The organism is Anaerolineae bacterium (assembly GCA_016931895.1).
Taxonomy (GTDB): domain Bacteria; phylum Chloroflexota; class Anaerolineae; order 4572-78; family J111; genus JAFGNV01.
The window spans coordinates 1-14,022 of sequence record JAFGDY010000187.1 but is presented as its reverse complement, the minus strand read 5'-3'; the positions used below and the strand labels follow the sequence as shown (position 1 = coordinate 14,022).

Below are 14,022 nucleotides of genomic sequence, written 5' to 3'. Positions count from 1 at the left end.
CAGGTAGTCAGCCGGATGACGGCAGAACAACAGACATTGGCCCTAAAGTTTATTACCGAATGTCGCTCCGGGACCGGCTTTTGGGCCGATCTCAAACATCGCAGCGGCGATTTAGGCCGGATTACCGCGCCCACGCTCATCATCCACAGCCGGTTTGACGGCAGCGTTGATTTTTCGCATGCCGAGTACACCGCCCAACACATTCCCCATGCCCAATTGTTTGAGGTACCGGCGGAAAGTCACCTGATGTGGTTTGGCCCGGCTCATGCTCAAATTGAGGCTAAACTTACCGAATTTTTACAAGAAGCTGTGCTGAAGAATCGTACCTGACCCCTAATACCTCTTGTAGGAACATCTAATCTGATCTAAACAAACATTTTAGAAGCATTGTGCTTGTAGGGACTTCATCAACAAATCAGACAATCTAGTTGGCTTGTTTTTGTCTAATTTCATTTTTTTAGTTATAGTACTCATAAAATGAATACTTATTAAATGAATATACTTGGAGGAACTAAAAACAATGTCTCACAAACTGTCCCGATTTTTGAGTTGGCTTTTAATCAGTATCCTTTTGATTGCCGTAGTTCCCTGGCCTGTTCTGGCCGCGCCGCCGGGCCAATCAACTGTTACGTGTGTGGAAACTTACACCATCCAGGCGGATGACTGGTTGAGCAAAATCTCGGCCAAATTTTTGGGCGACATGTTGGCCTACCCGGCCCTGGTAGCCGCCACCAACCAACAACATGTCCAGGACTCCACGTTTGCCCAAATTACCAACCCGGACGTAATTGAGGTTGGCTGGAAAATTTGCGTTCCCTCCGCCGAAGAAGCCCAGGCCCTATTGCTTTCCTCGGCCACGATGGGGGGGGAAGTGATGGTTGCCGACGCCCTGGGGCGCACCCTGATTTTTCCTCAACAGCCCCAACGTTTTGTCTTTGCCGGGCGAGCCAACACCCTGGTGGCCGATGCCTTCTACATGTTTCCTGAAGCAAGCCAACGCCTGGCCGGAATCGAGCGAGGTAACCAGTCGGGAAATGATTTTTTGGCCGTTATTGACCCGGCTTATGGCGACAAAATCTTTTTGGAACAAAACGTCGGGCCAGAGCAAATCGCCCCGCTCAAGCCGGATGTGGTTCTGCTCAAAAGTTTCATGGCCGAAAAACTTGGCCAACCCCTGGAGCAATTGGGCATTTCCGTGGTCTACGTTGACCTGGAAACCCCTGAACAATATGACCGGGACATCGCCATCATGGGCCAGTTGTTGGGCAATCCGGCCCGCGCCCGGGAAATTCTCAATTTTTACCAGCAGCGGGTAGACCGGGTGCGGCAGGCCATGGCCGGCCTTACCGCCGAGCAAAAGCCAAACGTCTTGCTGCTTCAATACAGCGACAGGGGCGGCGAGGTCGCCTTTAACGTGCCCCCCGCCACCTGGCTGCAAACCACTATGACCGAGCTGGCCGGCGGAACGCCGGTTTGGACAGAAGCCGCCGAAAAAGGCGGCTGGACCGTGGTTGGCTTTGAGCAAATTGCGGCCTGGAACCCGGATCAGATTTACGTGATCAACTATTTTGCCGACCCTGTGGCCGTGGTGGAGCAGCTCAAAACCGACCCCAAGTGGCAGGAACTCAAGGCGGTGCAAAACAATCAACTTTACGCTTTTGCCAAAGATTTCTACAGTTGGGACCAACCCGACACCCGCTGGATTTTGGGGCTACAATGGCTGGCTACCAAAATTCAGCCAGAACGAGCCGCTGGGATTGACCTTCAGGAAGCGCTCAACGAGTTCTACACTCAGATGTATGGCCTGGATCCGGCCACCATCCAGGCCGAGGTGACGCCGCTACTGAAGGGGTTGTAATTTACCCATGCAATTTACCCCGTACCGCGTTTCTCCGGCCCGGTTGTTGTGGCTGCTGGCGCTGGGCTTGTTGCTGGTGTTCCTGCTGTCGGTTTTTGTGGGGCGTTACCCGGCCCCTTACTGGATGTCGCCCGGCCTGTTACAGGAGGACGCCCTGGCCCAGCGCCTGGTCTTTTCCTTGCGCCTGCCCCGCCTGTTGACGGCTTTGTTGCTGGGGATGACCCTCTCTGCCTGCGGCGCTGTGTTGCAAATGGTCTTTCGCAACCCGCTGGTGGAGCCGGGCTTTTTGGGCGTGTCCCAGGGCGCAGCTTTTGGCGCAGCCTTTAGCATTTTGTGGATTGGCTCATCGCCGGTGGTGATTGAAATTCTGGCCACGCTGTTTGCCCTGCTGGGCCTGCTTTTGTCGTACACGCTGGCCCGGCAGTGGCGGTTTGGCGGCTGGGCGTTGCGCCTGATTCTAGCCGGAATTGCGGTGTCGGCCCTCTTCTCCGCCGGAGTCGGCGTTTTAAAATACCTGGCCGACCCCCTGACCCAATTGCCGGAAATCACCTTCTGGCTGCTGGGCGGCCTGTGGAGTGTCACCTGGCGCGACCTGCTGTACATTTTGCCCCTGGTTTTGCCCGGCTTGGCTTTGGTTTACCTGATGCGCTGGCGGCTGAACCTGCTTTCCTTAAACGACGAAACCGCCTTTTCTCTGGGCGCGGCCCCGGGCCGGGAACGTGGCTTGCTGTTGGTGGCGGCGGTGGCCGCCACCGCTGCCGTTATCTCCGTTAGCGGGGTGGTGGGCTGGGTGGGCCTGATTGTGCCTCACCTGGCCCGGCGCCTGGGCGGGGCCAATGCCCAATTTACCGTGCCCATCTCAATGTTGGTTGGCGGCATTTTTGTGGTGATTTGCGATAACCTGGCCCGCACCTTATTGCCCGGCGAAATTCCCCTGGGCATTTTGACCTCGCTCATTGGCGCGTTGATTTTTATCGGCCTGATGCTGAGCGCCAACCTGGGGTTACGCCAATGAACAACCGGCCCATCATTTCCCTTGACCGGCTGCGCTTTAGCTACCATCCAGGGGGGGCAACAGTTTTGGACAGCCTCTCTCTGGACATTCCGCCCGGCACAATTACGGCCATTTTAGGCCCTAACGGCGCGGGCAAAACCACCTTGCTGCACGTCATCCTGGGATTACTGTCTCCTCAATCCGGCCAGGTCTGGCTCAAGGGCCGGCCCCAGGCCGACTACTCTCGCGCTGCTTTGAGCCAACTGATTGGGTTAGTGCTCCAGGCGGAGTATATCCCCTTCAACTTCACCGTTTGGGAGTACGTGTTGCTGGGACGCGCCCCCTATCTGGGTCTGCTCGATTTGCCCTCAGATCAGGATTACCGGCTGGCCCTGGCCGCCCTTGAAACATTGGGTTTAGCCGACTTGAAACATCGTTCGTTCCTGGAGTTGAGCGGCGGCGAGCGGCAAATGGTAATGCTGGCCCGGGCCATTGCCCAACAAACCTCCATTCTGCTGTTGGATGAACCGACCTCGCACCTGGATTTGAGCAACAAAAGCCGGATTTTGCAGGTCTTAAGCACCCTGTCCGGGCAAGGGGTGACCATTGTTTTAACCACCCACGAACCGGACGTGGCTATCGCCATTGCCCGCTACCTGGTTTTAATGCGGGCCGGCCGCGCCCTTGATAGCGGCCTGCTGGAACAGACCCTGACCGCAGAAAAGTTGGAGATCACTTATGGCGTTCCGGTACGGGTCGCCCGGGTTGATGGGCGGCCGGTGGTTTTGCTTGATTGAGATGGCAGGAGTTGCGCCTTCTCTGTTCATTATTACCGGCGAGAGGAATGTCGGCAAAACCACTTTTTGTCGTTATCTGGTTAAGCTGGCGCAAGAAACAGGCCGGCAAGTGGCCGGAATTCTATCTCTGCCTGTTTTTGAGCATAACCAAAAAGTTGCCATTGCCGCGCAAAATCTGCGCACCGGACAGCGGCGCCGGCTGGCCATTCGGCGGGAAGCCGGGCAGCAACCTATTGCCGGATCGCCCACCCCCGGCTGGAGTTTTGACCCGGCGGTTCTGGCCTGGGGCAATACGGTATTGCAAACAGCCTGTCCCTGCGACCTGTTCATTGTTGACGAGTTAGGGCCGCTTGAACTTGAATGTGGTAAAGGGTGGCTGGCCGGATTATTGGCCCTGGATGCCGGCCATTATCGCCGGGGGCTGGTGGTCATCCGGCCCGAATTGCTGGCGGTGGGGCAAAAACGCTGGCCTGCGGCTGAAGTTGTCTCTATTCCGCCCGGGGCCAACCTTTCCTCGATGGCCCATAACTTGGCCCGCCGGCTATGGAGAGGTTGACTTTCTCGTCAGCTGGAATATTTTTTTGATCAGCGAGGGATATGCCGATGAGTCCTCGATCAAGCCTGCCGTTGACAATTGAATATGCCTTGTTAGGTTTGCTGCGCCCGCAACCAGGGTATGGTTATGAAATTTACCGGCAACTGGCCGATCCCACCGGCCTGGGCCTGGTTTGGCGGGTGAAACAAAGTAAAGTGTATGCGCTGCTGGACAAATTGGAGCAGCGGGGCTACGTAAGCCAAACCCTTGAACCGCAAGAGTCCCTGCCGCCGCGTAAGATGTTTGCCCTGACCGAATTGGGCCGGCGGGCTTTTTTGGATTGGGCGCAAAGCCCGGTAGACCGGGGCCGTGGTTTTCGATTGGATTTTCTGGCTAAATTCTATTTTGCCCGGCAAGAAGGGGACACAGTGGCCCGGACCTTACTTGAGCGGCAGCAAGCCGCCTGCCGGAATTGGCTGGCCGAGCAGCAAATCCTGGCCGAGGGCCTGGCCGATTCCCACCCGTTTGATTGGCTGGTGCATCAATTCCGTATTTCCCAGATAAAGGCCATGCTGGATTGGCTGAACACGTGCCGGGAATTGTAACTCTGGGCTGGCGATATGTCTGTGATTAAGTTCGGCCCCCAGCGGTGTGACCAGGGGAGTTTCCCCGGCGGTTATGGCTTAAATCTTGCCGGTGATAATCAAATTCGTCCCCGCCTGGATAGCTCTTTTTGTAGGTCCGCCAGGGACTGCCTGGCCTGGGCCACTGTTTCTTCGTCCGGGGCTTCGGGGCGGTAGGCGGCAATTTCGGCGGCGTTGGTCAAGCGGGCCAATGTTGGCCAGTCGCCCACCCGCCGGGCGTATTCGGCCAGAGCCTCCCAACGCTGGCGCGGCACGTAGCCTTTGTGGTTTAAAAGTTTGCTCGCCTGGCGGTAGAGTTTGAGAATAAGTTGGCGGCGGGGATGTGGCGGCAGGCAGGAGTAAGCCTCACCGCTTCCGGGGGTTTTGGCAGATAGGTTGAACTGTTTGACCAGAAAAATGAGCAACAAGGCCGCTCCTACCATCAATATCAGGCCCACCAGAACAGGCATAAATAAAACCAGGCCGGCCGCGCCGCCGTTCATGATTTGGCCAAGCGGCGCCGTGGACAGGTCAAGCCCAAAGAATTGGCCCTGATTGGCAAATAGCCAGTTTTGCACGGGCGTAGGGTAGGGCTGCGGCGTCCAGCCGGGGGTGGGGTCAAAAGGAACCCAGCCGTAACCTGGAAAATAAACTTCGGCCCAGGAGTGGGCATCGCTGAGTTTCACCTCGTAGTAGTTGGTGATAGGGTTATACGTGCCGGAACCGTACCCCGTAGTCAGGCGGGCCGGAATACCCAACGCGCGGGCCATTACCACCAAAGCCGTAACGTACTGCTCGCACATCCCTTCTTTATCCTCAAATAAAAAGGTGTCTACCACTTCCGCGCCGGGGGGATGGGGGGGCGGAAAGAAATTGTAAGTGTATTCGGTTAACAGGTGGTTGTTCAGGGCCAGCACTTTATCGTAATTGTTGGCGTAGGGAGCGGCCAGTCGCCCGGCCAGGTTTTTGGTCCGGTTGGATATTTGGCCGGGCAATTGTAAGTAGCGCCGGGCAATTTGGGGCGGGTACAACGCGGACGCCTGCCGCAGCAGCTCAGGGTCAAATTGGGGCCGGACAGAAACCACGCTGTAAGTAAAGCCGGGTTTGAGCGCCTGGGGCAGGCGCAGACCGTCGCCGCTGTCCAGGGAAATTTCATCGGCCGTGATAAAAATTTCAGCCGGGCGGTAGGCGGCAAAAACGAGGTTGGGTTGTTCCCGCACGATGGTAAAGGTTTGCACAATGCGCTGTCCCTCCCCGGCCCGGCCTTGGGCTGCCGGCGCGCCCAGCGGCGCGGGCAAAACGTAATGCACGCCTACCCGGGGGTCAATGGGGGTCAGGGTTTTATCGCTCTGGGTCCAAGTGACGCCGGTATAAAAGTCGTAACTGTGGCTGCGCCAATAACTGCGGCTGGGGCTGCGCACGTACATTACGGCGGCATCGCTCAGGCCGCCCCGGTAGCGTAAATCCAGGTTGTTGTTAAAACCGTAAAAGTAATCGCTTACGCCGTCGCTCCAGCCGTTAATTTGGACCAGCGGCACGCCGGGATTGATGATCTCCGCCCGGACGCCTCCTTCGAGCGGAATATTGATGGTAAAGGGGGGCACAATGGGATTGTTGGCAAAGCGGGGCACAACCATAAAAAGCGCAAGCACGGCCAGCAGGGCGGCTGCGCCATAACCCACGCCAAAAACCGTCATGGAACCGGCCTGAGTGGGGCTTTGGGTAGTTGAAGCCGGGTTGGGTTTAGGGCGCAGCGTGGCCGTTCTTAAGCCTTCCTCTTTGGCGGCCACAAAGTAAGCGGCCAGAGCCAACCCCGCAAACAGGATCAGGTAAACGGCCAGTTCCAGGGTGCGGCTTAAAGTGGCCACTACATAAAGATTGATCAGGCTGTGGAACAACGTGGTAAAAAGGCTGCGGCGATAGCGCAGGTCGAAACTGGTGATGGCCTGGGCAAAAACGGCAAATTGGGCTTGCGGCACCGTGGCCCCAATGGCCAGGCCAATGATCAGCCAGGCAAAGGCCACGTGAATGAGCATAAACATTAGGCCCCGCACGGCCGCGGTGCTTTGATCTAAATTACGATAACTGTACCAGTGGCCCAGGCTCATGCCCGCCGCCGCAATCAGCGCGTGAGGCCACAGGTCGGGTCGAACCCGCGCCAGGGCTAACAAAGGAGCCAACATGGCGGCCAGCACCATGAGCCGCACTTTCAGCGAACGCTCTATTTTTTTTGATTTCTCCCGTTTTGCACTTGAACCGGCCCGGTTCACCATGTTTCTATCGCTTCCGTCCAATTGTAGGGGCTGACCTGCTTGACTTCCAGCCCTCTTGTTTTTGTTACTTTAACGTTCTCCGGCATCGCGCCGCCGGGGGTGATGAAAACGGCCAGCGTTTGCCCGCCTTTGCGGGGTAAAGCGGCCAAAACCCGGGCCAGGGAAGGGTCGGGGTGGCTGGCCAGAACCACCAAAAAAGGAAACGGCGGCAAACCGGCGAGCAACTTGGCCAGCGGCTCCTGGCCATCGGGCTGCACTTTGGCCAAATAATTCAAGATGGCCCACCAACCCAAAGGGGTGGCCGGCGGCGCCCACCTGGGGCTGGCCCCCACCAGTCTAAAGGGAACGGCATTGCGGGTGGCATAATGGCCCAAACTGGCGGCCAGGCGAATGGCCGTTTCAAACGGGGAAAACTTGTCCTGAACGCCGCCGGCGGCTGCCAGATCAAGCGCCACCGTGAGAGAAGGTTGGTCTTCTTCGGCAAACTCTTTGACCACCAGTTTGCTTAGCCGGGCGGTGCTGCGCCAATGGATTTGGCGCAATGAATCCCCGGGGCGGTATTCCCTGGTGCTCATCACCTGGCTGCCCACGCCGACCCTGGCCGTTTGCCTTTCGGCCAATTCTCTTGTTTCCAACAGGCGCAGGCGTTGCAGCGGATGGTAATAGGGGTAGATCAAAATCTGGCCCGGCGTATCCAGCGCGCGTTTGAGGCTGAACAGGCCAAACGGCCCTTTTGAGCGCAAGGGCAGTTTGGAAAAAGTGTATAAACCTCGTCTATCGGCGCGGGTTTGATAGCTTAGGGATTGCGGTTGACCCTTAAAAAGTCCGGGGATGAAAAAGAACTGTTCCCGTTCGGCGGGCGGGGCAAAAGGGCAGAACTCAGCGCCGCTCACCAGAAAGGCCGGTTTAACGCCGGGATGGTTAAATTGAAGGGTAACTTCCAGGGCGTCGTCCTCGTAAAAAACCGGGGGAGACAGCTCAAGGCCGTTTTTGCCGTTGTTGTCGGCACTTTGGGCAAGTTTGTTTTCCCGGCCGGCGGACAGGTTGCGGAAATCGCGGCGGGCCTGGAGGGGGGTTAACATGCCCCGGGCATAAAAAAAGGAGACGATCAACACCGCCAGCAGGCCATCGGCCATGATATAAACCCAACCCACCTGGGTTTGGTTGGCCAGCAAGTACAGGCCGATGGCCAAAGCCAAAAATCCCCAACTGCGTTTGGTGGGCATGGCGTTTAATCCACCGGCACCGGCACGCTTTTTAGCACGGCGTCAACAATAGTTGCGGGCAACTCGCCGGAGCGCTCGTGGGTGATGAGGCGATGGCTCAATACGCCTGTGGCCACGGCTTTAAGGTCGTCGGGGGTAACAAAGCGGCGATGGTTTAAGAGGGCCATGGCCTGGGCCGCCCGTTGCAGGGCCACGCCGCCCCGGGGGCTGACTCCCAACAGCACGTCGGGATGGTTGCGGGTGGCGGTGAGCAATTTGATGATATATTCTTTAAGGGACCGCACCACGTTTACGCTTTGCACCAAAACCTGTAAAGCCAAAATGTGTTCGGGCGTGAGTACGGGTTTGATCTTTTGCAGGGGGTCCTCGTGCTCTTCTCTTTCCAAGATCAATACTTCGTCGGCAAATTGGGGATAGCCCAGGCTGAGCGAAATGAGAAAACGATCCAACTGGGCCTCGGGCAGGGGAAAAGTGCCGGCGGTTTCAATGGGATTTTGGGTGGCGATCAAAAAAAACGGTTCTTCCAGTTTGTACTGGTGGCCGTCAACGGTTACCTGGCGTTCGGCCATACTTTCCAACAAACTGGACTGGGTGCGCGGCGTGGCCCGGTTGATCTCGTCTACCAAAACAAACTGGGCAAAGAGAGGGCCGGGCGCAAACACAAAACGCTGTTCTTTTTGGTTGTAAATAGAAGCGCCGGTAATGTCGCTGGGCAGCAGGTCCGGCGTGCACTGCACTCGTTTAAAACGGGCGCTGATAGAGCGGGCCAGGGCCTTGGCTACCAGGGTTTTGCCGATGCCCGGCACATCTTCCAAAAGCAAGTGTCCCTGGCCCAAGATGGTGGTGAGAATAAGTTTTAATTTTTCGGGGTTGACCACCACCGCCTGGCTAACATTCTGCTGCAAGCGGTCAATGAGGTGCGCCGCCTGCTCAAGCGTCAACTTCGGCTGAAGTTGAGGATTTACCGGGGCCGGGGCTTTGGTGAGCAGCGGTTGGTTAAGCGTCATATTTTCTCCAAATTTAAGTGATCGTTGGGGAAATGGTTCACAGCGCCAACGACGAGGGACGGGCGACCAACGACGAACAATCAAATGCGTAACGAATCTGGTCATTCGTCGTTGGTCGTTGGTCATAGCCCCCCGGTCGCCGGTCAAAAAAAATGCGTTGATTTGTTGCGCTCTATGAACCATCCCTCGCCGGTAAAAAATTATATCATCAAACAGCAAATAGGGTCATGCTCAAGCTTGACCAAAGTTTGACCATTAAGAGACAGTATTAAATATACCGGGAGGTTAAGAAAAGGTCAATAGGAAAACTTAACCTTTTGTGCGGGGACGAGCATAAGCTACTACTGATACACCCTGGCCCGGCCGTTCAGACAGGCCATAACTTTTTGTTGAATGTAACTGAAATCGGCATCAAAGCGGACAAAGTCCAATTGGTCGGCGGGCACGGTGAGCACGGGGCACAGGGTAAAATCCTCAATCCAGGCGTCATAGAGTTCATTCAACTGTTGCAGGTAGAGCGGCGACACATCCCGTTCAAATTCCCGGCCCCGGCGCAAAATTCGCTCAATTAAAGTGGGCACGCTGGCCTTGAGGTAAATGATCAAATCCGGCGGGGGCAAAAACTGGATGAATTCTTGATACAGGCCGCGATACACATTAAAATCTCGCTCCGACATATTGCCCCGTTCGTACAAGTTGCGGGCAAAAATCTCGGCGTCCTCGTAGATGCTGCGGTCTTGCACCACCGGGTGAGGATGGTTCAGGATTTCTCGATGGCTACGTAAGCGGCTCGACAGAAAAAAGATTTGGGAGTGGAAACTCCATTGGCGCATGTCCTGGTAAAAGTCGGTTAAATAAGGGTTGTCGTCAACCGCTTCGTAAAATGGCGTCCAGTGCAAATTTTCGACCAGTAGCTGGGTCAGGGTGCTTTTGCCAACGCCAATATTGCCTGCCACCGCCACAAAATATTTTTCACTCATCTTTGTGCCCTCCTGACTGGTTATAGTGCTCCATTGAACAATTTACCCTCTTGGTTAGACTCTACTGAAAAAAGCCAGAATGTCAAGATAAGCTACTATATGTTGTGCCATAACCCCTTTTTAACCCTATATGTAGTAGAAGGGCATTGCATAACTCTTCGCTCTTATGCAAGGCGCTGCCGGAACAGTTGCAGGTTATGGAGCATGATTAAGGGTCTGGTTACTCGTCAATAGGCTTGGTATTTTCGGTTTTGCGTCTTATTTTGCGCTCCGTGCCGGCCCGTAACCGGCTGAAGTTTGGCCGCAGGGCGTAAAACATAGCCGCCAGGTTGATGGCGCCAAAGACAATATAGGCATAGGGAGTGTGACCGATTATCGCGGAGACAATCAACGTAATGAGGGCAAAAACGGCGATTGTGGCCGAAAGGATGGAAGCGTAGCCGCTCAAGGCCAGGCCAATCAGTCCGCAGATGCCCGTGATCAAAGCCACCGGAAAAGACAATCCGGCCAGGGCGCCAATGGCTGTGCCGGCCCCCACGCCGCCCCGAAAGCGCAAAAAAAGGGAGTAGTTGTGGCCTATCACCGTGGCATTGGCGGCCAGGGCCACCACCACCGCCGGAAAACCGGCGCTTGCCAGCAGATAGATGGGGATCAAACCTTTTAGCATATCTCCCAGCACGGTCAAACCGGCGGCCACTGGCCCGGCGGCCCGCAAAACGTTGGTGCCGCCGGTCCGGCCGCTGCCCGCCGCGGTCACGTCAATGCCATACAGCCGGGCCACCAGGTAACCAACCGGAATTGAACCGCAAAGATAGGAGATCAGAATCGCAATAATTGAGAGGACGTAAATCACCACACTATCCTGTTTTTGTTGCCCCTGGCCAGGGGTGCATCCCAAAATTTTGGTGGTAGAGACAGGACAATGTCCTGTCCCTACCCTATGGCCTAAAAATTGGGACAGCTCCCGGCCAGGCGACCGGTGTTTTATTGAGGAGTTTGATTTTTATGTCTGATGTTTCTTGGTGGCTCGGAGTATAGCAAAAAGAAACAAGGAGTCAAAATAATAAGGTCCGATCAATAATTCAAGACATCAATCTTTGCCTTTGCCCCCTCTCCCCCCCTTATGGTACAATACTGATTTGATTGATTCCCTGGAGCAAACCCTGAATGGACTTTTTGGCAGAACTTAACGAGGCCCAGCAAGAGGCCGTTACCACCGTGGAGGGGCCGATCCTGGCCCTGGCCGGGCCTGGCTCCGGTAAAACGCGGGCGCTCACTCATCGCATTGCTTATTTGATCCGGGCCGGCCACGTGGCTCCCTGGCAGATTGTGGCCGTTACCTTCACCAATAAGGCCGCCCGCGAAATGCGCAGCCGGTTGGAAGAAATGTTGTCCGCGCCCCAGGTCAGTCGTTTGAGCGTGGGCACGTTTCATGCCCTTTGCGCCCGCTGGCTGCGGCAGGAAGTGGAGGTGTTGGGGCAGTACGACCGCAATTTTGTTATTTTTGACAGTAACGACCAACTGGCGGTGGTCAAACGGGCCTTGCGCGAGTTGGACCTGGATGAGAAACAGTGGAAACCCAATCCCATCCACTACACCATTTCCAAATCCAAAAACGAATTGATCTCGCCGGAGCAGTTCTCCGCCCGCACCTACCAAGAAGAGATCATGGCTCGCGTTTACGAACGCTACCAGCAAATTCTGGTGGAAAATAACGCCCTGGATTTTGACGACCTGCTCTTGGTGACGCACCGGCTTTTCCGGCGGCACGAGCGCGTGCTGGAAAAGTACCAGCAAAAATACTTGCACGTTCTGGTTGACGAATTCCAGGACACCAACATGGTGCAGTATGAACTGACCAAAATGCTGGCTGCGGCGCATCGCAACATTTTTGTGGTGGGCGATCTGGATCAAAGCATCTACTCCTGGCGCGGGGCCGATTATCGCAACGTGTTGCGCTTCCGCGAGGATTACCCCGATCACAAGCTGATCCGCCTGTCGCAAAATTATCGTTCCACGGAAACCATTTTAACGGCGGCCCAACACGTGATCCGCCAAAACCAACATCGTATTGAAAACGAGTTGTTCACCGAACGCGGGCGAGGCCCCCAAATTCGTATTGTAGAAGCCTACAACGAGTGGGAAGAGGCCCGCTTTGTGGCGGATGAAATTCTGCGGTTGCAATCAACCGAGAGAATTTCGCCGGGTGACGTGGCGGTGATGTATCGCATCAACGCCCAAAGCCGTATTTTGGAAGAAACTTTTATTGGCCGGGGCATGCCCTACCTGTTGGTGCGCGGCACCCGTTTTTACGACCGCAAGGAGATCAAGGATGCTCTGGCTTACCTGCGCCTGGTGCACAACCCCGAAGACAGCGTGAGCCTGGGCCGGGTGATCAATGTGCCGCCACGGGCCATTGGCCAAAAAACAATCGGCGACCTGGAACAGTGGGCCTTTCAGTTAGGGACTACGCCCTGGCAGGCCATTCAGCAAGTGGTGGCCGATGAAGAGGTCGGCCAGGCTGAAGCCGACGAGGCCAATCCTGGGGCCGACCTTACCGCCGCTCCTTTCAAAAGCAGGGCGCGTAAATCGCTGGTGGCTTTTGGCCAATTGATGAATCTGCTCATCAGCGCCAAAAAGAAACTGACCCTGCCGGAATTGTTTGACCTTACCCTGGCCCGCACCGGCTATAAAAACTTTGTTAATGACCACACCCCGGAGGGTGAAGAGCGTTGGGAGAACTTGCAAGAGCTGCGTCGGGTGGCCGAAGAATTTGCCGGCGCGGCCGGCGACGAGGCCCTGGCCGAATTTTTGGAGCGCGTGGCCCTGGTATCCGATGTGGACGCTCTGGTTGAAGAAGGCGCGGCCACGGCCATGCTCACCCTGCACACGGCCAAGGGCCTGGAGTTTCCGGTGGTCTTCATCATTGGGATGGAAGAGGGCCTGTGCCCCCACAGCCGTAGTTTTAATGATGTGGAACAGATGGAGGAGGAACGCCGGCTGACCTACGTGGGCATGACCCGGGCCAAAGACCAGCTCTATCTCACGCGGGCCTTTCGCCGGGCCAGTTACGGGTTTGAAGAGTTGACCATTCCTTCCAGCTTTTTGGCCGACATCCCGGCTGAGTTGGTGGATGATAATTCGCGGCGATCTCGCTCCGGCTCGGCCAGAACAGGTTTGGCGGCCAGCCAACCGGCGGTTTCACCGGTCAGTACTCGCTGGGGTCAGAGCGGCGAGGTTGACGCTTCGCCTAAGGCGGCCAGTTACAAAGCGGGAGACCAAGTTTACCACCAGAAATTTGGCGAGGGAACGGTGATTGGAGTTGAAATGGAAGGCAGCGAAGAGTACGTGCAGGTGGCTTTTCCCCAGCAGGGTATCAAAAAATTGGCGGCCAGTTTTGCGCCGTTGGAGAAACGGTAAGCTGTTGAACCCCGGCTGATCGGGTTAAACTTTTGCCGCTTCCCGGCCAGCATGCTATAATTTCCTGCGCTTCACGGCGTTCATCATCGCGTTTTAATTGGTGCTGGGGAGGTGCCAGAGCGGTCGAATGGGGCGGTCTCGAAAACCGTTGTGGGCCTTGTGTCCACCGTGGGTTCGAATCCCACCCTCCCCGCCAGTAAATTTTGCCCGTTATGTTTGGAGAGGTCGCATAGTCCGGTCTAGTGCGCACGATTGGAAATCGTGTAGGTGTAACAGCCTCGCGGGTTCGAATCCCGCCCTCTCCGCTCT

The 14,022-nt window shown here is 56.1% G+C and carries 12 protein-coding genes and 2 tRNA genes; 9 read left to right on the top strand and 5 right to left on the bottom strand.

Annotated elements, in window-relative coordinates; translation table 11 throughout:
* The 6 genes from JW953_13795 to JW953_13770 form a co-directional block, all read left to right on the top strand.
* Nucleotides 1-330 (top strand): hypothetical protein (locus tag JW953_13795; protein MBN1993768.1); only part of this gene is annotated, 330 nt, incomplete at its 5' end.
* A gap of 190 nt (nt 331-520) precedes the next feature.
* Nucleotides 521-1,858 (top strand): ABC transporter substrate-binding protein, encoded by a 1,338-nt coding sequence (locus JW953_13790; protein ID MBN1993767.1) that lies wholly within the window; start codon nt 521-523, stop codon nt 1,856-1,858.
* Nucleotides 1,859-1,865: 7 nt separating this feature from the next.
* Nucleotides 1,866-2,873: an iron ABC transporter permease gene (locus JW953_13785; protein ID MBN1993766.1), complete on the top strand. Its 1,008-nt coding sequence runs from the start codon at nt 1,866-1,868 to the stop codon at nt 2,871-2,873.
* Complete coding sequence (locus JW953_13780) at nt 2,870-3,649, top strand: ABC transporter ATP-binding protein (protein ID MBN1993765.1); 780 nt, start codon at nt 2,870-2,872, stop codon at nt 3,647-3,649. Before JW953_13785 ends, JW953_13780 begins: the two co-directional genes overlap by 4 nt.
* Nucleotides 3,591-4,205 (top strand): hypothetical protein, encoded by a 615-nt coding sequence (locus JW953_13775; protein MBN1993764.1) that lies wholly within the window; start codon nt 3,591-3,593, stop codon nt 4,203-4,205. The genes JW953_13780 and JW953_13775 overlap by 59 nt, the downstream gene beginning before the upstream one ends.
* 47 nt (nt 4,206-4,252) lie before the next feature.
* Nucleotides 4,253-4,789, top strand: coding sequence for a PadR family transcriptional regulator (locus JW953_13770; protein ID MBN1993763.1), 537 nt, complete (start codon nt 4,253-4,255; stop codon nt 4,787-4,789).
* 98 nt (nt 4,790-4,887) lie between these two features.
* Here the strand turns inward: JW953_13770 and JW953_13765 are convergent, their stop codons facing one another.
* The 5 genes from JW953_13765 to JW953_13745 all read right to left on the bottom strand — a co-directional run bounded on the left by JW953_13765 (nt 4,888) and on the right by JW953_13745 (nt 11,146).
* Nucleotides 4,888-7,101 (bottom strand): DUF4129 domain-containing protein, encoded by a 2,214-nt coding sequence (locus JW953_13765; protein ID MBN1993762.1) that lies wholly within the window; start codon nt 7,099-7,101, stop codon nt 4,888-4,890.
* A complete protein-coding gene (locus JW953_13760; protein ID MBN1993761.1) occupies nt 7,074-8,306 on the bottom strand; it encodes a DUF58 domain-containing protein in 1,233 nt (410 codons plus the stop codon). Before JW953_13760 ends, JW953_13765 begins: the two co-directional genes overlap by 28 nt.
* 5 nt (nt 8,307-8,311) lie before the next feature.
* Entirely contained in the window at nt 8,312-9,313 is a 1,002-nt protein-coding gene (locus JW953_13755; protein ID MBN1993760.1) for a MoxR family ATPase, read from the bottom strand.
* A gap of 341 nt (nt 9,314-9,654) precedes the next feature.
* Nucleotides 9,655-10,293 (bottom strand): deoxynucleoside kinase, encoded by a 639-nt coding sequence (locus JW953_13750; GenBank protein ID MBN1993759.1) that lies wholly within the window; start codon nt 10,291-10,293, stop codon nt 9,655-9,657.
* A gap of 220 nt (nt 10,294-10,513) precedes the next feature.
* Nucleotides 10,514-11,146 carry a glycerol-3-phosphate acyltransferase gene (locus tag JW953_13745; protein ID MBN1993758.1) on the bottom strand — a complete coding sequence of 211 codons (633 nt, stop codon included), beginning with the start codon at nt 11,144-11,146 and terminating at the stop codon, nt 10,514-10,516.
* A 314-nt stretch (nt 11,147-11,460) separates the two neighbouring features.
* On the opposite strand from JW953_13745, the gene JW953_13740 reads away from it, so the two are divergent.
* The 3 genes from JW953_13740 to JW953_13730 all read left to right on the top strand — a co-directional run bounded on the left by JW953_13740 (nt 11,461) and on the right by JW953_13730 (nt 14,018).
* Nucleotides 11,461-13,713, top strand: coding sequence for a UvrD-helicase domain-containing protein (locus tag JW953_13740; protein MBN1993757.1), 2,253 nt, complete (start codon nt 11,461-11,463; stop codon nt 13,711-13,713).
* A 105-nt stretch (nt 13,714-13,818) separates the two neighbouring features.
* Nucleotides 13,819-13,909, top strand: a tRNA-Ser gene (locus tag JW953_13735).
* 22 nt (nt 13,910-13,931) lie between these two features.
* Nucleotides 13,932-14,018, top strand: a tRNA-Ser gene (locus JW953_13730).
* The last annotated feature ends 4 nt before the right edge of the window (nt 14,019-14,022 follow it).